Source organism: Alcaligenes sp. Lyrl_28, assembly GCF_051948705.1.
GTDB classification, from domain to species: domain Bacteria; phylum Pseudomonadota; class Gammaproteobacteria; order Burkholderiales; family Burkholderiaceae_B; genus Alcaligenes; species Alcaligenes ammonioxydans.
Genome location: NZ_JAYJLG010000001.1, coordinates 199376 through 224419, shown reverse-complemented (window position 1 = coordinate 224419; position 25044 = coordinate 199376). Strand labels below are relative to the sequence as shown.

18 protein-coding genes are annotated in these 25044 nt (G+C 58.6%); 12 read left to right on the top strand and 6 right to left on the bottom strand.

The genetic code is table 11. The features are described from left to right. Window positions 1–136: 136 nt before the first annotated feature. The 5 genes from VF694_RS00960 to VF694_RS00940 are packed head-to-tail and all read left to right on the top strand — an operon-like array spanning window position 137 to window position 7451. Window positions 137–1375 carry an efflux RND transporter periplasmic adaptor subunit gene (locus VF694_RS00960; protein WP_003799691.1) on the top strand — a complete coding sequence of 413 codons (1239 nt, stop codon included), beginning with the start codon at window positions 137–139 and terminating at the stop codon, window positions 1373–1375. A 5-nt stretch (window positions 1376–1380) separates the two neighbouring features. Next, window positions 1381–4575, top strand: a complete 3195-nt coding sequence (locus tag VF694_RS00955; protein ID WP_003799693.1) for an efflux RND transporter permease subunit — start codon at window positions 1381–1383, stop codon at window positions 4573–4575. Next, window positions 4575–6038 carry an efflux transporter outer membrane subunit gene (locus VF694_RS00950; RefSeq protein ID WP_003799695.1) on the top strand — a complete coding sequence of 488 codons (1464 nt, stop codon included), beginning with the start codon at window positions 4575–4577 and terminating at the stop codon, window positions 6036–6038. Before VF694_RS00955 ends, VF694_RS00950 begins: the two co-directional genes overlap by 1 nt. Before the next feature lie 55 nt (window positions 6039–6093). Then, a complete protein-coding gene (pdxJ, locus tag VF694_RS00945; protein WP_059317586.1) occupies window positions 6094–6831 on the top strand; it encodes a pyridoxine 5'-phosphate synthase in 738 nt (245 codons plus the stop codon). Window positions 6832–6881: 50 nt separating this feature from the next. Continuing rightward, window positions 6882–7451: a nitroreductase family protein gene (locus VF694_RS00940; RefSeq protein WP_059317587.1), complete on the top strand. Its 570-nt coding sequence runs from the start codon at window positions 6882–6884 to the stop codon at window positions 7449–7451. A 193-nt stretch (window positions 7452–7644) separates the two neighbouring features. Here VF694_RS00940 and VF694_RS00935 read toward each other — a convergent pair whose 3' ends face one another. Next, on the bottom strand, window positions 7645–8106 hold the full coding sequence (locus tag VF694_RS00935; RefSeq protein ID WP_440163532.1) for a MerR family transcriptional regulator: 462 nt from the start codon (window positions 8104–8106) through the stop codon (window positions 7645–7647). 129 nt (window positions 8107–8235) lie between these two features. Between VF694_RS00935 and VF694_RS00930 the strand changes: the two genes are divergently transcribed. Then, entirely contained in the window at window positions 8236–9621 is a 1386-nt protein-coding gene (locus tag VF694_RS00930) for a dihydrolipoyl dehydrogenase (protein WP_440163531.1), read from the top strand. Window positions 9622–9760: 139 nt separating this feature from the next. Here VF694_RS00930 and VF694_RS00925 read toward each other — a convergent pair whose 3' ends face one another. The 5 genes from VF694_RS00925 to VF694_RS00905 are packed head-to-tail and all read right to left on the bottom strand — an operon-like array spanning window position 9761 to window position 15732. Then, window positions 9761–10372 (bottom strand): SCO family protein, encoded by a 612-nt coding sequence (locus VF694_RS00925; RefSeq protein ID WP_440163809.1) that lies wholly within the window; start codon window positions 10370–10372, stop codon window positions 9761–9763. A 30-nt stretch (window positions 10373–10402) separates the two neighbouring features. Next, window positions 10403–12475 (bottom strand): M3 family metallopeptidase, encoded by a 2073-nt coding sequence (locus tag VF694_RS00920; protein ID WP_059317591.1) that lies wholly within the window; start codon window positions 12473–12475, stop codon window positions 10403–10405. A gap of 15 nt (window positions 12476–12490) precedes the next feature. Continuing rightward, window positions 12491–13354 carry a bifunctional methylenetetrahydrofolate dehydrogenase/methenyltetrahydrofolate cyclohydrolase FolD gene (gene folD, locus VF694_RS00915; RefSeq protein WP_003799710.1) on the bottom strand — a complete coding sequence of 288 codons (864 nt, stop codon included), beginning with the start codon at window positions 13352–13354 and terminating at the stop codon, window positions 12491–12493. Beyond that, the gene (locus VF694_RS00910) at window positions 13355–13978 is read right to left on the bottom strand and encodes a response regulator transcription factor (RefSeq protein WP_003799711.1); all 624 of its coding nucleotides are present in this window, start codon (window positions 13976–13978) and stop codon (window positions 13355–13357) included. Further along, entirely contained in the window at window positions 13975–15732 is a 1758-nt protein-coding gene (locus VF694_RS00905) for a PAS domain-containing sensor histidine kinase (RefSeq protein WP_003799713.1), read from the bottom strand. Before VF694_RS00905 ends, VF694_RS00910 begins: the two co-directional genes overlap by 4 nt. Window positions 15733–15999: 267 nt before the next feature. On the opposite strand from VF694_RS00905, the gene aceE reads away from it, so the two are divergent. The 6 genes from aceE (at window position 16000) to VF694_RS00875 (ending at window position 25025) form a co-directional block, all read left to right on the top strand. Then, entirely contained in the window at window positions 16000–18708 is a 2709-nt protein-coding gene (gene aceE, locus VF694_RS00900) for a pyruvate dehydrogenase (acetyl-transferring), homodimeric type (RefSeq protein WP_003799716.1), read from the top strand. Between the two features lie 11 nt (window positions 18709–18719). Further along, window positions 18720–20405, top strand: coding sequence for a dihydrolipoyllysine-residue acetyltransferase (gene aceF / locus VF694_RS00895; protein ID WP_059317593.1), 1686 nt, complete (start codon window positions 18720–18722; stop codon window positions 20403–20405). A gap of 9 nt (window positions 20406–20414) precedes the next feature. Further along, window positions 20415–22187, top strand: a complete 1773-nt coding sequence (lpdA, locus tag VF694_RS00890) for a dihydrolipoyl dehydrogenase (RefSeq protein ID WP_003799719.1) — start codon at window positions 20415–20417, stop codon at window positions 22185–22187. An 86-nt stretch (window positions 22188–22273) separates the two neighbouring features. Beyond that, window positions 22274–23671 (top strand): bifunctional tetrahydrofolate synthase/dihydrofolate synthase, encoded by a 1398-nt coding sequence (gene folC / locus VF694_RS00885; protein WP_415301720.1) that lies wholly within the window; start codon window positions 22274–22276, stop codon window positions 23669–23671. Between the two features lie 38 nt (window positions 23672–23709). Beyond that, window positions 23710–24540, top strand: coding sequence for an SPOR domain-containing protein (locus tag VF694_RS00880; protein WP_003799722.1), 831 nt, complete (start codon window positions 23710–23712; stop codon window positions 24538–24540). Next, window positions 24537–25025 carry a CvpA family protein gene (locus VF694_RS00875; protein WP_003799724.1) on the top strand — a complete coding sequence of 163 codons (489 nt, stop codon included), beginning with the start codon at window positions 24537–24539 and terminating at the stop codon, window positions 25023–25025. Before VF694_RS00880 ends, VF694_RS00875 begins: the two co-directional genes overlap by 4 nt. Window positions 25026–25044 lie beyond the last annotated feature (19 nt).

Below are 25044 nucleotides of genomic sequence, written 5' to 3'. Positions count from 1 at the left end.
ATCGGAATGAGTCTCATCGCAAATTTTGCTGTTTGATTTAGGCTTTTTCGACATATACTTGCTGCTTGTCCAAACCATACAATCCAGTCAGTTTAAGCGTTAAACTCCCATGCAACGCTTAGCTCAGGAGTTCTTCATGTCATTTAAAAGCTTGCTGGGTCGACAGCCATTTCGCATTGCTGTCTTCTCTTCCCTGGTTCTTCTGGCCGCCTGCGGCAACAAAGAGCCTCAAGCTCCGGCCGGCGGGATGAAGGTCCCGGTCAGCGTGATTACCGTCCAACCGACCTCTACCGAGTTGTTCTCCGAGCTGCCTGGACGAGTCGAAGCGATCAAAGATGCACAAATCCGTGCCCGTGTGTCCGGCATTGTTGAAGAGATCAACTTTGAGCAAGGCGCTGAGGTCAAGCAGGACCAGCTTTTGTTTACCATTGATCCCGCCCCTTACCGTGCGGTGCGCAATCAGGCGGCGGCCCAGTTGAAAAATGCTCAGGCTGATGCGCAAAGCGCCCGTCAACTGGCACAGCGGTATGAGCGCCTGATCAAGGAAAACGCGGTTTCGCGTCAGGATTACGATAACGCCAAGGCACGGGCCATGCAGGCTGAGGCCTCCATTGCCGCCGCCCAGGCGGCCCTGGAAAGCGCCACTATCGATTTGGGATATACCAAGGTTGTCTCTCCTGTTGCCGGACGCATTGGCAGAGCGCTGATTACCGAAGGCGCTTTGGTGTCAGCGACCAATGCCACGCACATGGCAACGGTACAGCAACTGGATCGTGTGTATATAGACGTGACCCGTTCGACCGCCGAACTTAGCCAGCTGCGTCGTGCCATGGCCGATGGGAGCCTGAAGTCGGCCGGCGAGGGCCAGGCCAAAGCCAAGGCGGTGCTGGAAGATGGCTCGCTGTACGACCAGGACGGCGTGCTGCTGTTTAGTGGTGTCAGTGTGGACCCGTCCACCTCCCAGGTTACGCTGCGGGCCGTGTTCCCCAACCCCGATGAAATTCTCCTGCCAGGTATGTATGTTCGCCTGCGTCTGGAGCAAGGGGTTATTCCCGATGCCTTGCTGGTGCCTGCCCAGGCAGTGCAGTACACCTCGGATGGCTCATCCAATCTTTACGTGGTTCGTGACGGAAAAGCTCAGTCCGTACCCGTGGTGCTCGGACCTGAGCACGATGGCCAGTATGTCGTGAACAAAGGCCTGCAGGCCGGTGACCAGATCATTGTTGAGGGTTTCCAGAAGATTCGCCCCGGTGCCCCGGTCCAGACCATTCCCTGGAAAGGGGATAAGCCCGCCGCGGCGCCAGCCTCTGATGCGACTCCCGCACAGCAGCCGGCCGCAGCGGCTGAGCCAAACGAAGCCAAGTCTAGCGAGTAAGCGACATGCCTCAGTTTTTTATTGAAAGGCCCATTTTTGCATGGGTCGTTGCCTTGGCGATCACGCTATTTGGCTTATTGGCATTGCCCAATATGCCCGTGGCGCAGTATCCCGATGTGGCACCGCCTTCGGTCACGATCCGGGCGACCTACCCGGGGGCGACTGCCGAGGATGTGGCCAGCACAGTAGCCAGTGTGATTGAAGACCAGTTGAACGGCGCCAAGGGGCTGCTGTACTACGAGTCTGTCAGTGACTCCTATGGCTCCACTGAGATTACCGCCACCTTCCGTCCCGGCACCAATCCTGATCTGGCGCAGGTGGACGTGCAGAACCGGGTCAGCAACATTACCGCGTCCTTGCCGACGGCAGTGATGGAGCAGGGCCTGCACGTCGAGCAGTCCAGTACCGGCTTTTTGCTGGTGGCGACCTTGTCCTCGACAGACGGCAGCCTGGATCAGACCGCGCTGGCCGACTACATCGAGCGCAACATCAAAAACACGATTTCCCGTGTGCCTGGTGTGGCCCGATTCCAGTTGTTTGCCTCTGGTCGAGCCATGCGGGTCTGGCTTGATCCGGCCAAGCTGGTCGGCTATCAGATGACCCCTTCGGACGTCACCACGGCCATCCGCCAGCAGAATATGCTGGTGTCTGCCGGTATCTTGGGCGGGCCTCCTAATCTGGAAAGTCAGCGTGTGGCAGCGCCCATCACGGTCAATGGCCAGCTCCAGACCGTGGAAGAGTTTGAGAACATCATCTTGCGCTCCCAGCCGGATGGTTCGACGGTGCGTATCAAAGATGTGGCGCGGGTCGAAGTGGGGGCGGACAACTACCAGTTTGGGGCGCGCCTGAACAGCAAACCTACAGCGGCCTTTGCGATTTCCCTGCTGCCCGAGGCCAACGCCCTGGATACCGCGGCGGCCATCAAGGCCGAGATGGAAAAGCTCTCCGAGTTTTTCCCGGATAATATTCGCTACGATATTCCTTACGACACCTCGCCTTACGTGGACAAGTCCATCACGCAAGTGGTCTACACCCTGCTGGAAGCCATGGTGCTGGTGTTTATCGTGATGTACGTGTTTTTGCAGAACGTACGTTACACCGTCATCCCGGCCTTGGTGGTGCCCGTGGCCATTCTGGGTGCCTTTGCGGTGATGCAGGTGCTGGGCATGTCGGTAAACGTGCTGACCATGTTCGCGATGGTGCTGGCCATTGGTATTTTGGTCGACGATGCCATCGTGGTGGTGGAGAACGTCGAACGTATCATGGTCGAGGACGGGCTCTCGCCTAAAGAAGCGACCAAGAAAGCCATGCCGCAAATCAGTGGCGCCATTGTAGGTATTACGCTGGTCTTGTCGGCGGTGTTCCTGCCCCTGGCTTTCATGGCCGGTTCGGTCGGCGTTATTTACCGTCAGTTCTCGGTAGCCATGGCCGTGTCCATCGCGTTTTCCGGTTTCCTGGCCTTGACCTTCACGCCTGCGCTGTGCGCGACCTTGCTGAAACCGATTCCGAAAGGTCATCACGAAACCAAGCGTGGCTTTTTTGGCTGGTTCAACCGTGTCTTCATGCGTACGACCAACGGCTATGAAAGCTTTGTAGGCAAGACCTTGCGCCGTGGCGGCCGGATGATGTTTATCTATCTGCTTATGGTGTTGGTGCTCGGCTTCCTGTATGTGCGCATGCCCACTGCATTCCTGCCCGAAGAAGACCAGGGCTACGTGATTGCTAATATTGAGCTGCCCGCCGGCTCGACCGCCAACCGCACCATTGAAACCATCGCCAAGGTCGAGGACTACTTCAAAGAGCAGCCTCAGGTCGAGAACATCATTGCCGTGCAGGGTTTCAGTTTTAACGGTAGCGGCTTGAACTCGGCCATTGCCTTTGTGCCCTTGAAGGACTTTAACGAGCGCAAGGGAGAGGAAAACTCGGCACAGGCCATTTCCGGCCGGGCCATGGGTCAACTGCTGTTCGGTTTGCCTGACTCCATGGTGATCGCCATTGTGCCGCCGGCCATTTCTGCCCTGGGTAATTCCTCGGGTATCGATATGCGGCTGGAAGATCGGGCAGGCATGGGCCACGACGCACTGATGGCGGCAGCCGAGCAGTTGTTAAGCCTGGCCAAGCAAAGCCCTGTTTTTGATCCACAAAGTGTGCGTATCACCGGCCTGAGTCCGGGCAAGCAAATTCGTCTGGAGATTGACCGGGACAAGGCCGCGGCCTTGGGGGTGAACTTTAGCGAAGTCTCGTCCCTGATCAGCGGTGCGCTGGGTTCGTCCTTTGTGGGTAAATTCACGAACCAGGGTCGGGTGCAAAACGTCTGGCTGCAGGCTGATGCTCCCTACCGCATGACCATCGATGATGTGCTCAAACTCAACGCGCGCAATAGCGAAGGCAAGATGGTTCCGCTGTCCGCTTTTGTCAGCCAGACAACTGAGCAGGGTCCTGTGCAGATCGTACGCTACAACAGTTACGAGTCGGTGCGTATTGGTGGCGGTCCTGCACCCGGCTACACCTCCGGCGAAGCCATGATCGAGATGGAAAACCTGATGAAGCAGCTGCCTAGCGGCTTTGGGGTGGACTGGACCGGTCTGTCATACCAGGAGCGTCAGGCAGCGGGTCAGTCGACAATTTTGATGGGGCTGGCTGTGTTGGTGGTGTTCATGCTGCTGGCGGCCTTGTATGAAAGCTGGGCCATTCCACTGTCGGTGATGCTGGCGGTGCCGTTGGGCATGCTGGGGTCGGTGTTGCTGGTCTCTGGTCTGGGCATGCCGAATGATGTGTACTTCCAGGTAGGTATCGTGACGGTGATCGGGCTATCAGCCAAGAACGCGATTCTGATTGTGGAGTTTGCCAAGGATGCGTATGCCCGGGGCGCGACACTGATCGACGCCACCCTGGAAGCAGCCCGTCTGCGTTTTCGTCCTATTTTGATGACCTCCTTTGCCTTTGTGCTGGGGGTGGTGCCACTGGCGACTTCCAGCGGTGCGGGCGCAGCTAGCCAGAACGCCGTGGGTCTGGGTGTGCTCGGTGGCATGTTGGCCGCCACGCCTTTGGCTGTCTTGATGGTGCCGACCTTCTTCGTCGTTATCCTCAAGCTCTTTAAAACCAAGCCTCGCTTGTTTGGCGAAGCCGCCAAACTGCACGAGGAAGAACTGGCCAAGCAAGCTGCGCAGCAGCCCGGTTCGCAAGGAGGACAGCACTGATGTCTAGCATGTTTTTACGTAGTCCCCTGGTGCTGGCTGTAGCCTTTGCCTTGTCGGCATGCTCCTTGGCGCCAAAGTATGAGCGTCCGGCGGCGCCGGTGCCCGCTCAGTTTCCCCTGGCCCAGCAGGGCCAGACGGAGGCGGTGCAGGCCGCCGATCTGGGCTGGCGTGAGTTCTTCACCGATCCACGCTTGCATGTCCTGATTGAGCGCGCTCTGGAGAACAACCGCGACTTGCGCATTGCGACTCAACGTATCGAAGAGGCGCGCGCCCAATATGGCGTGGCGCGCAGCGATCAACTGCCCAGCATTGGCGTTCAGGCAGCTCAGCAGGCCACTCACACGCCCGCAGAGCTGCGTCCTGCTGGCCCGACCTCGGCTCCGGTGACCCGCACGTTCCAGGCTGGAGTGGGCATCACTGCGTTTGAGCTGGACTTTTTCGGTCGTGTGCGTGATCTGGCCCGTGCCGCTCGCGAACAGTATTTTGCGACTGAGCAGGCCCAACGCACGGCCCATATCGCGCTGGTGGCGGGAACGGCGGAGGCCTACTTCAAGGTACGCACGGCTGAAGAGCTGCATGCCTTGATGAGCAACACCTTGCGCAGTCGTCAAGAGACTTTGCGTTTGGTGCAGTCCTCCTACGATGCCGGCACGGTGTCTGCTTTGGACCTGAATCAGGCCAAGGTGCAATACAACACTGTGCGGTCCGATATGCAGGCGGTCGAACGGGATCGTCAACGTGCTTTGAATGCCTTGCAAGTCCTGCTGGGTGGTGAGATCCCGGATGATCTGCCCGCTGGCTTGCCCTTCACCCGTGCGCAGTTGATGCCCCGTTTGCCGGTGGGCTTGCCGGCGCAGTTGCTGGAGCGTCGTCCTGACATTCTGGCCGCCGAGCACGTGCTGCGCGGTTCGAACTACAGCATTGGTGCGGCGCGCGCGGCTTTTTTCCCGCGTTTGAGTCTGACCGGTTTGTTAGGCTTCATGAGCCCGGAGCTGGGTGGTTTGTTCAGCTCAGACAACCGGTACTGGCAGTTCCAGCCGCAAATTACCATGCCCTTGCTCTCGGGCAGCACCTGGGCCAATCTGGATCTGGCCCAGGCGCGTCGTGATATTGCGATCAGCCAGTACGAGAAAACCATTCAGGATGCGTTCCGTGAGGTGGCCGATGCACTGGCGGGCGAGGCGACCTATGGGCAGCAGATTGATGCCTTGCAGGAAGTCGATCAGGCTGCCAGCGAGACCTTGCGTCTGGCCAAATTGCGCTACGAGGTGGGGATAGACAGCTTTTTGCAGGTGCAAACGGCCGAAGTCAGCCTGTATGGAACCCGTCAGGCTTATATCCAGACGGGTCTGGCCTCGCTGATGAACCGGGTGGAGTTGTATAAGGCCTTGGGCGGTGGATGGTCTGCCGAAACCGTCCAGCCTGACACAAAGATCCAGGCAGCCGGGACAGCACCGGAGTAAACAGGCGATAATGTGTCTGGTCATTCATCCCTGAAACTACGGAGGTCCTTGGGGAATGTTAGAACTGGGCGTCAATATCGATCATGTGGCGACGCTGCGCCAGCAGCGTCTGACCACCTACCCTGATCCTGTTCAGGCCGCTTTGCGAGCAGAAGAAGCCGGAGCGGACCTGATTACCTTACACCTGCGTGAAGATCGGCGTCATATTCAGGATGCCGATGTCGAGGCCCTGCGCCCTGTGTTGCGCACCCGGATGAATCTGGAGTGCGCCATCACTATCGAAATGCTGGACATCGCTTGCCGTATCAAGCCGGATGATGTCTGCCTGGTTCCCGAGCACCGCGCCGAACTGACCACCGAAGGGGGGCTGGATGTACTGGGGCATCTGGATCAGGTCAGGGCAGCGGTTGAGCAGTTGCAGGCTGCGGGCATCCGTGTTTCGCTTTTCATTGACGCTGATCCCGCGCAAATTCGTGCTGCCAGTCAAGTGGGCGCCACGGTGATCGAGCTGCATACCGGCGCCTATGCGGATGCTCAAACGCCCGAGCAGGCTGCCAGCGAGCTGGAACGCATTCGTGCGGGTATCGCGCAAGGCGTCTCGCAAGGTTTGCGTGTGAATGCGGGTCATGGCCTGCATTACGGCAATGTCCAGGCCATCGCGGCGTTACCAGGTCTGGCTGAGCTCAATATTGGTCACGCCATTGTTGCGCAGGCTGTCTTTGATGGTTGGGAAAAAGCCGTGCGCGACATGAAAGCCTTGCTGGTACAAGCGGGCGCTCCTGCTCACGCCTGACCGAGCCCTGCCAGCCGGGCAGGGCATTCTTTACTGATTCTGGAAGCACTATGAGTACCATTGATTCCTTGTTGTCCCGACGTTCCATCAAGCTGGTGCAAGGCCCCGGCCCGAGCGAACAGGAGTTGGACCTGATTTTGCGCGCTGCCGTTTGCGCTCCCGATCATGGCCGTTTGCAGCCCTGGCGCTTTTGCCTGATTCGTGGTGAAAATGTACAGGCTTTGGGCGAGTTGGCGATTGCGGCTAACGAACGTGCGGGCACACCCTTGACCGAGCAGAAGGCGGCCAGCGTACGTGCCTGGTTGGCAAAAGTCCCTTTGCTGATTGCCGTGGCTAGCCACATCGATCATGGCGAGGAAAAAATTCCTGAGCTGGAGCGTGTTCTGGCAACGGGTGCTGCGGTTAGCAATATGCTGCATGCGGCTCACCAACTGGGTTTTGGAGCGTTCTGGAGCACGGGCCTGGGGACCTACGGTGAGGAAGTTCCTGAAGCCTTGGGCTTTGACTCCCTGGATTATCAGTTCCTGGGCTTTGTGTCGGTGGGTACGCCCATTCACACGCTAGGTCCTGCGCAACGTCCCGAGCCGCAGCAATTTGTGACGGAGTGGCGCGCGGCCTGAGCCCGAAGTCGGTGCGGCTGAGCAGCCCATCCAAGACACAAGAAGCAAAAGCCTGAGTTCTCCTTGAGCTCAGGCTTTTTTGTGTTTGTGCGGGTGAAGGTGGCAAGTCGGCACAAGCGGTCAGAGTCCACGCTTTTTCAGCGGCGTAGATCGGCTTGGGGGAAGCCGCTTACCACCCGCCGGGGCCGATGTCTCAAAGCGGGCCTGCAGCGGATGCATGATTACTTCGGGGCGGCACGGCAGTCTTATCTGGCGTACTCGGGTGACAACAGCCGCCCTCCAGCCCATCCAGGATCGGACAGTCGGGATGCTGATCGCCCTGACATTGCTCGGCCAGGACACGCAGTTTGGCAGCCATATCCAGCAGCAAGGCCGCCCGGCTTTCCAGGTCCTGAATATGGGCTTGAGCCAACTGCTTGACCTCAGAGCTGGGGCGCTGCTGATTGCGCCACAGACTGGTCAGTTGTTGAATATCGGCCAGATTAAAACCCAGTTCTTTGGCGCGGACGATAAAGTGCAAGGTGTCCAGGTCCTGAGCCTGATAGATACGATAGCCGTTCGGAGCACGGACACTATTTACCAGGCCCAGATCCTCATAGTGCCGGATCATCTTGGGTGTCAGGCCGGTGAGGCGGGCCGCTTCACTAATCAGCATGGGCTTTCCTCTGGCAGTGCAAAAGGACTGCGTTATGATTAAACGGTTCAATTCTGCACATTGTAGAACGGGCTGTCGGGCCGGTCATCTGGCCCCTGATAGCCTTGTTACACACTCAAGGAGCGGTTTATGAAGGAAATTCAGTGTGATGTTGCCGTGATCGGAGCGGGAACAGCGGGCATGACAGCGTATCGTACGGCTAAACGAGCTGGTAAACGAGTGCTGATGATCGAGTCTGGCCCGTATGGCACGATGTGTGCCCGGGTTGGCTGCATGCCCTCCAAACTGCTGATTGCGGCTGCGGATGCCGCCCATCATGCTCGTCACACCGCGCCTTTTGGGGTTCATGTGGATGGCGCAATCCGTATCGATGGAAAAGAGGTAATGGATCGCGTGCGTCGCGAGCGTGACCGTTTTGTGGGTTTTGTAGTGGAGGATGTGAACGGCTTTGATGAGAAGGACAAGATACGCGGCCACGCCCGTTTCTTGTCGGAGCACGTGCTGCAGGTGGATGAGCACACCCGCATCACGGCAGGGAGTGTGATTGTCGCTACGGGTTCCACGCCAGTGCGCCCGAAAGAGCTGGAGCCCTTGGGCGCCTTGCTGATCAGTAACGAGGACGTTTTTGATTGGACTGATTTGCCGCGCAGCGTGCTGGTAGTAGGGACGGGCGTGATCGGATTGGAGCTGGGGCAGGCTCTGGCTCGGCTGGGCGTTAATGTATCGATCATCAACCGCAGTCAGAGTCTGGCGGGACTGTCCGATCCGACAGTGCGCGAGGCTGGGCGGGCTATTTTCAGTCAGGAGCTCGATATCCGCGCGGACGTGACCGTGCTGGGTAGCGAAGTGGTCAATGGCAAGGCACGGGTGCATCTGAAGGTGGACGGTCAGGAACGTGTCGAAGATTATGATTATGTATTGGGAGCGGCCGGCCGCCGTCCTCAACTGGATGATCTGGGCCTGGAAAATACGCCTGCGCAATGGGACGACAAAGGCCGGGTGGTCTATGACATGACCAGCCTGCAGATCAAAGGAACCTCTATTTACCTTGCGGGTGATGTCAACCAGCGTGCACCTATCCTGCATGAAGCGGCTGACGATGGTCGCCTGGCGGCTTTGCAGGCCCTGAGCGAGGGGCAGGACGAGCCGATGGCTCGCCGGGCCCGTATGGCGGTCGTATTCAGCGATCCGCAGGTGGCCGTGGTGGGGACTCCCTTTAAATCACTTCCGCAAGGGGCCGTGACCGGTAGTGTGAACTTTGGTAATCAGGGACGGGCGCGGGTCATGCTGGTCAACCGTGGCTTGCTGCATGTGTATGCAGACCAGGACGGGGCATTTCTTGGGGCTGAGATGGTGGGGCCTCAAGCAGAGCATATTGCCCATTTATTAGCCTGGTCATTGCAGATGGGGCTGACGCTGGACCAGATGCTGGCCATGCCTTTCTATCATCCCGTCCTGGAAGAGGGTTTGCGTACAGCCTTGCGCCAGGCACAGTCTGCTTTGCGAGCTCAATAACTCAGGGTGTGGCGGGTCGGCCAGCAGTGGTTTGCCGGCCTGTCAGGCAGAGAGCGTGGGCATGTCTGCGTTTGTTCACCAGGTCGTGCCCGTAGTGGAATCGCCAGAAAGACGAAGCCCCCTCTTGAAGGGGGCTTTTTCAAGGTAGTAGACTTCGCACACCCTCTGCCAGAACCTGTACCGACTCCGTATCCGGTGCCAGATAGCGCGCCCTGCCTTGCTGATCGAAGATATATACGCCACGGCTGTGCGAGACTTCGTAGTTCTCCGGCGCCTTGGGGTCTGGTTTTTCGATCTGGTATGCCACCCGATAACGCCGGGCGAGGTCTGCAATCTGCTTTTCTGAACCGGTCAGTCCCGTCGTGTGCTTGCCATCAAAGGCGGCCACGTAGCGGGCCAGTGTGTCCGGGGTGTCGCGGTGCGGGTCCACGCTGACAAATAGGATGCGCACCTGCTCAGCCTTGTCTCCCAGAGCGTCCATGACGGCACCTAACTGAGCCAGGGTAGTGGGACAGACATCGGGGCAACTGGCATAACCAAAAAACATCATGACGACTTTATCTTTGAAGTCATCCTGAGTGAGTGTTTTGGGACCAGCGGCTTGTAGGGAAAAGCGCAGATCGGGCAGGAAGCCCCGTACGGGATGCAGATTGGCAGCAGTCGCGCTGCCAAGCAGGAGCAAGCTCAGCGCCAGTGTCAGACCATATTGCTTAAACAAGACAAGAATGGGGTTTACTGGGCTGGGCCGCATCCGGCTGGCTGTCATGAGCGTCCTCTGGGTTTAGGCGGGCTCGGGTGTGAGCCCGCTGTGACGGAGCAGGGCGGTGATGGAAGGGTCTCGACCTCGGAAAGCACGGAAGGAGTCGGCAGCGGGACGCTCGCCCCCCACGGACAAAATCTCGCGCCAGAAGCGATGGCCGGTATTGCTATCGAGGGTATCACGCGCCCCATCCGAATGGGTATAGGCTTTTTCCTCAAAGGCCGAGTAGGCATCGGCAGACAGGACTTCGGCCCATTTGTAGCTGTAGTAACCCGCGCCATAGCCACCCGCAAACAAGTGCGAGAACTGATGCGGGAAGCGGTGCCACTCTGGCGGAAACAGCACGGCCACTTCCTGACGTACCTGATCCAGAATCTCCATGACGGCATCGATGTCCAGACCGCTGTCGCGCGAATGGATCAACATGTCGAATAGGGAAAACTCGAGCTGACGCACCATTTGCATGCCGCTTTGGAAGTTGCGGGCTTGATTGAGCTTGTTGTAGAGCGCGCGCGGCAGATGCTCGCCCGTTTCCACGTGGGCGGTCAGCATCTGGACGACAGGCCACTCCCAACAAAAGTTTTCCATAAACTGCGAAGGCAGTTCGATGGCGTCCCATTCCACGGCGGAGAAGGCCGACGCTGCTGGATCGTCCACGCGTGAGAGCAAGGCATGCAAGGCGTGGCCCGACTCGTGAAACAGGGTGATTACATCATCATGCGTCAGCAGGGCCGGGCGACCTGCCTGGGGTTCGGCAAAATTGCACACCAGATAGGCGATCGGCAGACACAGTTGCTCACCCAGGCGGCGGCGACTGCGTTCGCTATCGACCCAGGCCCCCCCTTGTTTGCCTTGACGGGCGTGCAGGTCCATATACAGGTAGCCCAAGGTTTTGCCATCCGAGGCAAGAACTTCAAATGGACGCACGGCAGGATGCCATACGGGGACGTCGCTGGCGCGCAAGGTCACATCAAACAGGCGCTGAATGACCTTGAACAGGCCGTTGAGAACAGCAGGCTCGGTAAAGTACTGTTTGACCTCATCTTCCGAGTAGGCGTAGCGCTGTTCACGCAGGCGCTCAGAGCAAAAGGGGACATCCCAGGCTTGCAGATTGTCCAGACCCAGCTCTTTCTGGGCAAAGGCCTGCAACTCGTCCAGATCTTGACGCGCGTAGGGGCGTGCTTTGGCCGCCAGGTCGCGCAAAAAGCCCATCACCTGTTCGGGAGTGTCGGCCATGCGGGTTTCCAGACGCATATGGGCGTAGCTGGCAAAACCGAGCAGGCTGGCTTCCTGAGCACGCAGCCTCAGCAGGGTTTCGATGGCCTGGGAGTTATCGAATTGCGCATCCCCCTGATCGGAGGCAATGGTGGTGTAGGCCCGGTACATCCGCTCGCGCAAGGCCTGATTGCGGGCGTACTGCATGACGGGCAGGTAACACGGCATTTTCAGTGTCAGACGCCAGCCTTGCTGATCGTTCTCTTGAGCGGCGCGTTGGGCTGCGGCCAGCACATCGTCCGGGATGCCGTCCAGCTCAGCCTGATCGGTGACCAGGTAATGCCACTGATCAATGGCATCCAGTACGTGCTCGGAGAACTGCTGCGAGGTTTGCGCCAGTTCCTCGGAAATGCGGGCGTAGTCCTCACGAGCCTGACCTTCCAGTTGTACGCCGCTCAGGCGGAAATCGCGCAGGGCCAGGGTAATGATGCGTTGGCGCTGAGGTGTCAGGGCCGCAAAGGCCGGGCTGTCTGCCAGGGCCTGATAGCGTAGAAATAAAGGTCGGTTCAAGCCCACCCAGGTCGAGAACTCGCTCATGCGCGGCAGGCACTGGTTGTAGACGGCCCGCAGTTCAGGCGTGTTGATAACCGAATTCAGGTGACCGGCTACCGACCAGGCGCGATACAAGGTCTCGGTGGCGTCCGTGATGGGCTCGACGATGTTGTCCCAGCTGGGTTCGCTATCGTCGTTGGAGACTGTCTCTACGGCTTGGCGGGCCAGGGCCAGAAGTTGGTCCACCGCCTGCTCGATGTGTTCGGGCTGGATGGCGGGATAGTCAATAAGGCTGTCGATAGGAACCAGTAAGGGATTTGTCGTCATAAACCGTTGAATAAATTAAAGACTGATGGTGGCCGAGCGTTCGGCCGCTTCCAAGGTGTTGACCAGCAGCATGGCAATGGTCATGGGGCCGACGCCACCGGGCACGGGCGTAATGGCCGAGGCCACTTCGCTGGCACTGGCAAAGTCCACGTCACCGCACAGCTTGCCGTCGGGACCGCGGTTGATGCCCACGTCGATCACCACGGCACCGGGCTTGACCATATCACCGGTAATGATGCCGGGGCGGCCTACAGCCGCGACCAGCACATCGGCGCGGCGGGTCTGAGCGGCCAGATCACGTGTCTTGGAGTTGCACAGGGTGACCGTAGCGCCCGCCGCCAGCAAGAGCATGGCCATGGGTTTGCCCACGATATTGCTGGCGCCAACAACGACGGCCTCTGCACCGCGCAAGGCCACGTTTTCCGACTCCAGCATTTTCATCACGCCATAGGGCGTGCAGGGAGCAAACAGAGGTTTGCCGGTCATGAGCATGCCCGCGTTGCTGACGTGAAAGCCGTCCACGTCCTTGTGGGGAGCAATGGTTTCGATCACTTTATGCTCGTCCAGATGGGCGGGCAGGGGCAGCTGGACCAAAATGCCGTGTACCGAGCTGTCCTGATTCAGGCGCTTAATCAGTGCGAGCAGTTCCGTTTCGCTGGTATCTGCAGGCAGGCGGATGATGTCGGACTTCAGGCCGGCGGCTTCACATGCCAGGCCCTTGTTGCGCACATAGACTTGCGAGGCGGGATCTTCCCCGACCAGCACCACGGTCAGGCCTGCCTGGATGCCGTGAGTCTGCTTGAGTTTGGCAACACGTTCTGCAACGTCCGCCTTGATGGCGGTGGACAGCTTTTTTCCATCAATAATACGAGCACTCATTTACACGTCCTCGGACTTGGTGAGGGCGATTTTCATGAGGTCGGCAACCGTAGTGACTTCCAGTTTTTCCATGATATTGGCGCGATGCGCTTCGACAGTTTTAATGCTGATGTTCAAGTCCCCGGCAATTTGCTTGTTCAGGCGACCGGCAACAATGCGCTCCAGCACTTGTTGCTCGCGCGCTGTCAGGCGGCCCAGGACTTCTTGTTGATCTTTTTGCGCCTGCGCCTGCGAGGCGCGAGCGGTAGCCTGTTCAATCATGCGGCTTACGATGGTGCGCAGATCGGCTTCGTTAAAGGGTTTTTCCAGAAAGTCGACCGCGCCTTTCTTCATGGTGCTCACGGCCATGGGGACATCACCGTGACCGGTAATGAACACGATCGGGATAGTGGATTTGCGGGCAATCAGCGCTTCCTGGAGCTCCAGGCCGCTCATGCCGGGCATGCGCACGTCCACGATCAGCACGGCCACCTGGGCCGGGTCGTACGCACCCAGAAACTCTTCGCCCGATGCAAAGCAGCGGACCCGGTAGCCGTTGGCTTCCAGTAGCCAGCGCAAGGAGTCCCGTACGGCTTCGTCGTCATCGACTACGTAGATGGTGCATGGCATTTGCGGGCTGGTCATTCGGGTATCTCCAGTTTGTTATCAAGGGTGTCCGCTACATCGGGCGCTGCACAAGGTAGACTGAAACGAAAGATCGTTCCACCCTCGGGATTGCCGACTGCCCACAGGCGGCCGTGATGCGATTCAATAATTGTGCGGCAGATGTTCAGGCCCATCCCAAGGCCTTCGGACTTGGTACTGTAAAACGGTTCAAAGAGGCGCTCGGGATCTTTCAGGCCATGACCACGGTCGATGACAGCCATCTCCAAAAGCGATTCTTGTTGGGTAATCACCAATTGAAGCACATGATGCTCGCTGTGTTCCATGGCTTCGATCCCATTTTTGAGCAGGTTCAATAATACCTGTTCTATGAGAATGGGGTCGGCAATGACGTCTGGAACGGGGTCGGGGATGCTCAGTTCGATTTCGATCTGGCGTTTGCGGGCGTCAATTTCTGCAAAGCCCACGGCATTTTCCACAATGCGCATGACTTTGACGCGCGTGCGGCGCGGCTCGCTGCGTTTGACGAACTCGCGGATGCGGCTGATGATCTTGCCGGCCCGTTCGGCCTGCTGGGCCGCTTTTTCCAAAGCAGCCAGCAAGGTCTCGGGCTGGTAGCGGCCTGACTTGAGCATGGCAACCGCGCCCATGCTGTAGTTGTTGATGGCCGTCAGCGGCTGATTCAATTCGTGGGCCAGCGAGGAGGCCATCTCGCCCATCGTGGTCAGACGGCTGGTCAGCTGAACTTTTTCCTGTTGAATGCGCGAAGCCTCTTCGTGTTTGCGTCGGTCGGTAATATCGCGTGCCACTTGCAAACGCACACGGCGGCCATCGGTCCAGGCCAGCATACGATGGTGGACCTCGAACCAGCGGGCCGCTGATTCAGAATAAATTTCCACGGTCTCGTCCGTGAAGCGACCGAGACGCCCTCCCAGCAGTTCGGCATGGCCGTTGGACTGGGCGCCAAAGAAGCGTCGATAAGTGCGATTGGCAAACAGCAGCTCCAGGCCCTCGGAGGTATCGGCGACCACGGAAATGGCATCATCCAGACCCTCCAGTACGGTCATGAAGCGTTCGTGAGCGGCGGTCAGGGCTTCACGGATACGTTTGGGTTCGGTAATGTCGGTCATGGAAGTCATCCAGCCGATCTGCTCTCCGTTGGGGGCGCGCAAAGGCGAGACGTACATGCGGGCGGTAAAACGCGATCCGTCCCGTCGCTGGGCTTCCACTTCCAGTCCGCTGCTGGGGGTTCGTCCGGACAAGAGCAAATCCAGCGTTTCCTGGTGCTGCTGATGACGACCGGGCAACCAGTAGGGGAAAGGGGCGGTGCGACCGACCAGATCGGCCTCGTTCCAGCCAATCATTCTGCAAAACGCAGGGTTGACATAGGCAATGCGGCCTTGCATGTCAAAGACGCGCATCCCCGTGGACATGGAATTTTCCATGGCGCGTCGAAACCCGGTCTCGGCTGTCTGGGCGGCCTCGGCGTGGGTGCGAAAGCGGGTATAGCGCCACAAGGCCAGCAGGCTGACCACAATGACCAATGACAGGGCCAGAATCACCATCATCAAACGCTGCTGACGCGTTTCCTGATCGATGGTCACAAACATGACGCTGTCGTTTTGCAGACGTTGCAGCCAGAGAAATACCCCCATGACACAGAGGTAAAGAAACAGCACGACAACCGGCGTCAGCCAATAGAATCCACGCCGGTTCTGCTTGGCCTGATCGTAGAAGGTTGAAGGGATCAGAGACTTTTTAGGATGAGTGGCCATAACTGCACGAAAAGAAGTATGGCTGAATTGTAATGTAGGGCTATTTTTTTTAGTGATATTTCGTATTATGAAAACACATACCATAAAATGAAATTTTGCTTGAGCGTTTCTAGGTTCTTTCCTAGAATGGGTTGGTGCAGGCGTACCCCGCCTTGAACGCTCACAGTCCGCAATACCCGCTTCGGTCAGGATCGCTTTACTTCTCAGGAGATGGGCGGCTCAGCGTCGAGCAAGACCGGACTACTACCACATATATGGAGACACTATATGTCCTCAACCCAAGACAATAGTTCGGCTCAGGTCAGTCAAGACCAGGCCCTAGAAACAAAAGAGTGGCTTGACGCCCTGGAAGCGGTGGTGGACCGTGAAGGCCCGGCCCGCGCTCACGAGCTTATTGAAAAGCTGATTGATCTGGCCCGTCGTTCTGGCGCCCATATTCCGTTCTCGCCCAACACGGCGTATGTGAACACGATTCCTCCCGGTCTGGAACCTGCGCACCCTGGCAACCTCGCTCTGGAAGAGCGCATTCGTTCCTACATTCGCTGGAACGCCATGGCCATGGTGGTGCGTGCCAACCGCGAAACCCCTCCTGATGGGGGTGGTCTGGGCGGTCACATTGCGTCCTTTGCCTCCTTGGCGACCATGATTGGTTGCGGTCAGAACCATTTCTGGCACGCCGAGACCGAAGATCACGGCGGCGACATGGTGTTTTTCCAGGGCCATTCCTCGCCCGGTATCTACGCCCGCGCTTTCATGGAAGGCCGGATTAGCGAAGATCAGTTGAACAACTTCCGTCAGGAAGTGGACGGCAAAGGCTTGCCGTCTTACCCGCATCCCAAGTTGATGCCCGAATTCTGGCAGTTCCCCACGGTATCCATGGGTCTGGGCCCATTGATGGCCATTTACCAGGCCCGTTTCCTGAAGTATCTGCATGCCCGCGGCATTGCCGATACCAGTGGCCGTAAAGTCTGGGTGTTCCTGGGCGACGGCGAGATGGACGAACCTGAATCCCTGGGTGCGATTGGTCTGGCTGCCCGTGAAAAGCTGGACAACCTGATTTTCATCGTGAACTGCAACCTGCAGCGACTGGACGGCCCTGTGCGTGGCAACGGCAAGATCATCCAGGAACTGGAAGGAACCTTCCGGGGCGCTGGCTGGAACGTGCTCAAGCTGATCTGGGGCGGTTACTGGGACCCGTTGCTGGCGCGCGACAAGGAAGGCATCTTGCGCAAGGTCATGGAAGAAACCGTGGACGGCGAGTACCAGGCGTACAAAGCCAACGACGGTGCCTATGTTCGTGAGCACTTCTTTGGCAAGCATCCTAAGCTGCTGGAGATGGTCAGCCGCATGAGCGATGAGGACATCTGGCGCCTGAACCGCGGCGGTCATGATCCTCACAAGGTGTATGCGGCGTTTGACGCTGCCACCAAGCACGAAGGTCAGCCTACCGTTATTCTGGCCAAGACGATCAAGGGCTACGGCATGGGCCACGTTGGCCAGGCCAAGAACCCTTCGCACCAGCAAAAGAGCCTGGATCTGGACGCTGTGCGCGAGTTCCGCGACCGTTTCAATATTCCGGTACCCGATGACAAGCTCGAAGAACTGCCGTACTTCAAGCCTGCTGACGACTCGCCTGAAATGCAGTATTTGCACGCTCGTCGCAAGGCATTGGGCGGCTACCTGCCCAAGCGTCGCACCAAGGCTGATGAACAGTTGACCGTGCCGACCCTGGAGGCGTTCAAACCTATGCTGGAGCCCACCGCCGAAGGCCGTGAGATCTCCACGACGCAAGCATTTGTCCGTTTCCTGAATACCTTGCTGCGCGACAAGCAGGTCGGTCCGCGTGCGGTGCCCATCCTGGCTGACGAATCGCGTACCTTTGGTATGGAAGGTCTGTTCCGTCAAATCGGCATTTATGCGCCGGAAGGCCAGAAGTACACCCCGGTCGACAAAGATCAGGTCATGTACTACCGCGAAACGGCCAATGGTCAGTTGTTGCAGGAAGGGATTAACGAGCAGGGTGCATTCAGCTCCTGGATTGCGGCTGCCACGTCGTACTCCAACAACAACCGCATCATGATCCCGTTCTTCATCTACTACTCGATGTTCGGCTTCCAGCGCTTTGGCGATCTGGCCTGGGCAGCGGGTGATATGAAAGCCCGTGGTTTCGTGCTGGGCGGTACCGCCGGTCGCACCACGTTGAATGGTGAAGGTCTGCAGCACGAAGATGGCCACAGCCATATTCAGTCCTCGCTGATTCCCAACTGCGTGTCTTACGACCCGACCTTCGCGCACGAAGTGGCGGTGATCATGCAGCACGGTCTGAAGCGCATGGTTCAGGATCAGGAAGACGTGTACTACTACGTCACCTTGATGAACGAGAACTACGCCCAGCCCGGTCTGGTCGAGGGTGACGAAGAAGGCATCCTGCGTGGCATGTACAAATTCAAATCGGTCGCTGAGGACGCCAAGCTGCGCGTTCAGCTGATGGGTTCGGGCACGATTTTGCGTGAAGTGATTGCAGCACAAGAGCTGCTGGAAAAAGACTGGGGCATTGGCTCTGATGTGTGGAGCGTGACCAGCTTTACCGAATTGCGCCGCAATGGTCTGGACTGCGAGCGTGAAGCTTTGCTCAACCCTGAAGGCAAGGACCTGCCCGTACCGTACGTGACGGCCCAACTGGCCAAAACCGATGGCCCCATCGTGGTCTCGACCGACTACGTCAAGGCTTTTGGCGACCAGATTCGTCCTTTCGTGCCCAAAGATCGTACCTTCAAGGTGCTGGGTACCGATGGTTTCGGTCGTTCCGACTACCGCTTCAAGCTGCGTGAGCACTTTGAGGTTGACCGTCACTTTGTGGTGTTGGCCGCGTTGCGCGCACTGGCTGAAGAGGGCAAGGTTCCGTTCAGCAAAGCGTCCGAGGCCATTGCCAAGTACGGCATCAATCCTTCCAAGGCCAACCCGCAGCACGCATAAGGGACTGAACCATGAGCAATATCATTCAAGTCAAAATCCCGGATATCGGTGCTGACGACGCAGTCGAAGTGATCGAAATCCTGGTCAAGGAAGGCGAGACCATCGAGGTCGAGCAAAGCCTGATTACCGTGGAGTCCGACAAGGCTTCCATGGAGATTCCCTCGTCCGACGCGGGCGTGGTCAAGTCGATCAAGGTCAAGCTGGGCGACAAGGTTAAGGAAGGCAGTCTGGTTCTGGAACTGGAAGCCGCCGAAGGCGCGCAGGCCGCGCCTGCCGCTGAGTCTGCCAAGGCCGACGCTGCTCCTGCTGCTCAAGCTGAAGCGGCGCCTGCCGCTGCCGCGGCAGCTCCCGCCGGTGGCGAGCAGCAAGTGACCGTGCAGGTTCCTGATATCGGCGACGCTCGCGATGTGGACGTCATTGAAATCATGGTGCAGGTGGGTGACACCGTTGAGGTGGATCAAAGCCTGATTACCGTGGAGTCGGACAAGGCCTCCATGGAAGTGCCGTCTTCCCACGCTGGCGTGGTGACCGCCATCAAGGTCAAGCTGGGTGACAAGGTCAGCCAGGGCAGCGACATCCTGGAGTTGACGGTGCAAGGTAACGCCGCAGCGCCTGCGCCAGCCAAAGCCGAGGCCGCCCCCGCTCCCAAGGCCGAAGCGGCACCCGCTGCAGCAGCTTCTGCTGCCAGCTCTTCGGTGGTGGTGGGTGCGGGTGCTCCCGCCCCAGAGCGTGTTTCGCCTACTGCAGCGTTTGCGGATGCCGAAGTTTCCTTGCGCAATCTTCCCCATGCGTCGCCCAGCGTTCGCAAGTTCGCTCGCGAACTGGGCGTGGATCTGGCCAAGGTCCATGGCTCCGGCGACAAAGGCCGGATTACGGCGGACGACGTGCGCGGCTTTGTCAAGCAGGTCATGGCGGGCGGTGCCGCTCCGGTTACCGCTGCCGGTACTGCTGCCCAGGTCGGTGGTCTGGACGTGTTGGCCTGGCCCAAGGTGGACTTTGCCAAATTTGGTCCTGTCGAAACCCAAGCCCTGTCGCGCATCAAGAAAATCTCGGGTGCCAACCTGCATCGCAACTGGGTCATGATTCCGCATGTCACCAATAACGATCTGGCTGACATCACGTCGCTGGAAGCGTTGCGCAAAGAGCTGAACGAGGAATACAAGAAGTCCGGCGCTCGCGTCACCATGCTGGCTTTCGTCATCAAGGCTGCCGTGGCTGCCCTGAAGAAATTCCCCGAGTTCAATGCGTCGCTGGACGGCGACAATCTGGTGCTCAAGCAGTACTACCACATCGGCTTTGCCGCTGATACGCCTAACGGTCTGGTGGTGCCTGTCATCCGTGATGCCGACAAGAAAGGCATTCTGGATATCGCGCGTGAAACAGGCGAACTGGCCGCCGCGGCCCGTGACGGCAAGTTGAGCGCAGCTCAGATGCAGGGCGGTTGCTTCACCATTTCTTCGCTGGGCGGTATTGGCGGCACGGACTTCACACCCATCATCAATGCGCCAGAAGTGGCCATTCTGGGTCTGTCGCGCTCCTCCATACAGCCAGTCTGGAATGGCAAGGAGTTCGAGCCACGCTTGATGTTGCCGCTGTCCCTGTCCTACGACCACCGTGTTATTGATGGTGCCTCTGCCGCCCGTTTCAATGCCTTCCTGGCAACGATGCTGGCTGACTTCCGTCGCATCGCATTGTAAGGAGTTGTCATGAGTCTGATTGATCTGACGGTCCCGGATATCGGTGACTCCGGCGAGGTGGATGTTATCGAAGTGCTGGTGCAGGTCGGTGATACGGTCGAAGTCGAGCAAAGCCTGATCACCGTGGAGTCCGACAAGGCCTCCATGGAAATTCCTGCCGCTCAGGCAGGGGTGATCAAGGAATTGCTGGTCAAAGTGGGTGACAAGGTCTCCCAGGGGTCGGCCATTGCCAAGATCGAAGTAGCGGAGGGCCAGGCGGCCCCCGCTGCAGCACCCGCCAAACAGGAAACACCTAAAGCAGCGGCTCCTGCCGCTGCCGCTCCGGCCGCGGCACCTGCTCCGCAGGCTGCCAGCCATCAGGGTGCTGCGGATGATTCCGTGGATGTGGTCGTTCTGGGCGCGGGCCCGGGCGGTTACAACGCGGCTTTCCGTGCCGCTGACCTGGGCCTGAAAGTGGCTCTGGTCGAACGCTACAGCACCCTGGGTGGTGTGTGTCTGAACGTGGGTTGTATTCCTTCCAAGGCCTTGCTGCATACCGTAGCGGTCTACGAGGAAGCCAAGTCCCTGGCAACACACGGTATCAAGTTCGGCGAAGCGCAAATCGACATCGACGCGCTGCGCGACTACAAGAACAAGGTGATCGGCAAGCTGACCGGTGGTCTGGCCGGTATGGCCAAGGGCCGCAAGGTGCAGGTTGTGGTCGGTAACGGCCAGTTCCTGGACCCCAATCACATCGAAGTGACCGCCAACGACGGCACCAAGAAAGTGATCAAGTTCGCTTCGGCCATTATTGCGGCCGGTAGCCAGTCGGTAAAACTGCCGTTCCTGCCCGACGATCCACGCGTAGTGGACTCCACCGGCGCGCTGGAACTGAAGTCTGTGCCCAAGCGCATGCTGATCGTGGGTGGTGGCATCATCGGTCTGGAAATGGGTACGGTGTACTCGGCGCTGGGCGCACGCCTGGACGTGGTGGAAATGCAGACTGGCCTGATGCCGGGCGCAGACCGCGACGTGGTCAAGGTGTGGGAGAAGATGAACAAGCACCGCTTCGACCACATGATGCTGGAAACCAGCACGGTGGCTGCCGAAGCTCGTGATGATGGCATCTGGGTGACATTTGAAGGCAAGAATGCGCCAGCCGAGCCGCAGCGTTACGATCTGGTTCTGCAAGCCGTGGGCCGCTCGCCCAATGGCAAGAAAATTGGTGCTGAGAAAGCGGGCGTACATGTCACCGACCGTGGCTTCATTCCGGTTGACAAGCAACAGCGCACCAACGTGCCACATATCTACGCCATTGGCGATATCGTGGGGCAGCCCATGCTGGCACACAAGGCCGAGCATGAAGCGCATGTGGCCGCTGAAGTCATCGCCGGCGAGAAATCCTTCTTTGATGCTCGTGTGATTCCTTCGGTGGCCTACACCGATCCGGAAATCGCCTGGGTGGGTCTGACCGAAGATCAGGCGAAAAAAGACGGTATCAAGGTCGAGAAGGGCGTGTTCCCCTGGGCTGCGTCTGGTCGTGCCATTGCCAACAACCGCGATGAAGGCTTTACCAAGGTTCTGTTCGATGCGGAAACCCACCGTATCGTGGGTGGCGGCATTGTCGGTACCAATGCAGGCGAGCTGATCGGTGAGCTGGTGCTGGCCATCGAAATGGGGGTGGACCCGGTCGATCTGGCCAAATCCATTCACCCGCACCCCACCTTGTGCGAGTCGGTCAGCAAGGCTGCGGCCGTCGCTGAAGGGACGTGCACGGACTTGCCGCCAACACGTCGCAAGTAATACCAGTATTCGCCTGATAGTTAAGGCGTATTGGCTCACGGCAGGTGCTATCATCAGCGCCTGCCGTTTTTATTTTGTAATTGGTGTTGTCCATGACTCATCCTGTTCTGAAAGCCGACTCTTCGCTAAGCGACTGGCTGTCCTATTTGGAAACCTTGCATCCGTCGACCATCGACCTGGGTCTGGGCCGGATTCGCGAGGTTGCCCAACGTCTGAACATCAAATTGGATGGGGTTGTCATCACCGTGGGTGGTACCAATGGCAAAGGGTCGACCTGTGCCATGCTGGAAGCGATTCTGCTGGCCGCGGCCTACAAAGTAGGGGTGTACGCCTCCCCGCATCTGGTGCGTTATAACGAGCGCATCCGCTTAAATGGCGAGATGGCGGAGGACGCGCAGATCACGGCGCAGTTTGCTCGTATCAATGAAGCCCGTGGTGATCTGACGCTCACCTATTTTGAGTTTTCCACGCTGGCTGCCTTGATGCTGTTCCAGGAGCAGCGTGTGGACGTGGCGGTGCTGGAAGTCGGTCTGGGCGGGCGTTTGGACGCCGTCAATATCGTGGATGCCGACTGTTCGATCATTACCAGCATTGATATTGATCACGCAGAATACCTGGGCAATACCCGCGAGCAGGTGGCTTGGGAAAAAGCCCATATTTTCCGTCCCGGTCGTCCCGCCATTTGCGCCGATCCAGTGCCACCACAGACCATGCTGGATTACGCCCAGGAGATTGGCGCCGAACTCTGGTTGTTTGGCAAGGATTTCAACTACTCCGGCGACCGCCAGCAATGGGCGTATGGCGGGCGTAGTCAACGACGGGCTGCCTTGGCCTATCCGGCCCTGCGTGGCGCCAATCAGCTGCTCAATGCATCTGCCGCCCTGGCGGCGCTGGAGTCCTTGCATCCTCGTTTGGCCGTCCCTGCCCAGGCGGTGCGTGCGGGCTTGCTGCGTGCGCATATGCCGGGACGTTTCCAGATTCAGCCAGGTCAGCCTTGTGTCATTTTCGATGTGGCGCATAATCCGCATGCTGCTGCCGCTCTGGCGCAGAACCTGGACAATATGCCTCCTTACCCCAAGACAATTGCCGTTGTGGGTATGTACAAGGACAAGGATGTGGATGGCGTCATCGCACGTCTGGCAAGCCGTATTGACCACTGGATGTGCGCCAGCCTGGAAGGGCCGCGCAGCCTGTCGGGTCACGAGTTGGCGGAGCATGTGCGTACCGTTCTGGCCAGCGATCAGATGCCTGCTGATGTGTTGGCACCTGAAGCGGAAAGCAGCGGGCATCGACCCGGTGTGCGCCCTGTTGCGCGTGCTTCGGTCAGTAAAGCGTCAGCGGTCGTATCCAGTTACAACAGTCCCCGGCTCGCTTACGAGGCGGCATTAAAAGAGGCCGGTGACAATGATAGAATTGTCGTGTTTGGCTCGTTTGCGACAGTAGGGCCGATTCTTGAAGCCGCAAACGAGCGCACATCTTCCTGATTATCGGCAAGACTGCTTATTTCATAGGTCTAGGGCTCATGGGTTTATTTTCACGTAACGATACTTCCTCATCGTCGGGTCGCCGCTCCAGTGCTTCCAGCGATTCACAATTATCGGAACTGCGTGGACGGGCTCGTCGCCGTCTGATCGGTGCGCTGGCGCTGGTGCTGGCCGTGGTGGTGCTGGTGCCCATGCTGACTGCTGACAAAACTCCGCCCGAGCCGGAACAGTCGCTGGCGCTGGGCCCGATTACTCAGCCCGCAGGGCAGGGTACGACGCAGACTCGCCCTGGCGAGCTGGTGGTGCAGGAAAACACGCCCACCCCGGTGATTGAGCAGCCCGACGAACCCTTGGTCGCCGACCCTGCTACCAGTAGCGATGGTGGACTGGCCGTGGTCGATCCCGGCTTGCAAACCGATCCGGCTCAGACTGGCACGCCTGCTGTGCCAGCGCCTGAGACTAGCCCTCCAGAGCCCGTCAAGCCCGTGGAAAAACCCAAGCCTGTTGAAAAACCCAAGCCTGCTCCCGCCCCGGCTCAAAACGGTCGTACGGATGATGGTTCGTATGCCCTGGCTCTGCTGGAGGGGCGTGTACCCAACAAGCCTGCGCCTGCCGCTAAACCGGCCGCGCAACAAGGCAACTTCATTTTGCAGATTGTCGCCTACTCCAATCAGAACGATGCCCAGTCGCGCCGTGATCAACTGGTATCGGCCGGTGTGACCAATGCCTATGTGGAGACAGCGCAAAGCGGTGGCAAACCAACCTATCGTTTGCGCGTGGGGCCATTCCCTACGCGCGAAGCGGCTCAGGCGGCCCAGGCGCGCTTGCGTTCGCTCGGTTACGAGAACAGCTTTATCTCGGCTAAGTGAGCAGCTTCGACTATATCGTCCTTGGAATTGTGGGTGTGTCAGGCCTGCTGGGCCTGATACGCGGATTGATCAAGGAAGTGCTTTCGCTCAGCGCCTATTTGCTGGCTTTCATGGCCGCAATCTGGTGGGGACCACGCACATCAGGCTGGATACAAGTCTGGGTAGAAAACGGCTTATTACGTACGGCTTTGGCTTACGGAGCCGTTTTTTTTATGGTCTTGCTGCTGGTGGGGCTGTTGAACATGCTGCTGGCCAGCTTGATCGAGCAAACGGGGCTGACGCCTGCCGACCATGGTTTGGGCGGCCTGTTTGGCGTGGCCCGTGGCGTGCTGCTGGTGCTGATACTGGTCATCCTGGCCGGGCATACCGATTTACCTAAAGAGCCGTGGTGGGAGCAGGCCAAGCTGGCTGAACCTGCAATCCGCGCGGTGCAGTCGATTAAGGCCATGCTGCCGCCGTCTTTGGCAGAATGGCTACCTTATTGAGAACACACTAACGGGAACC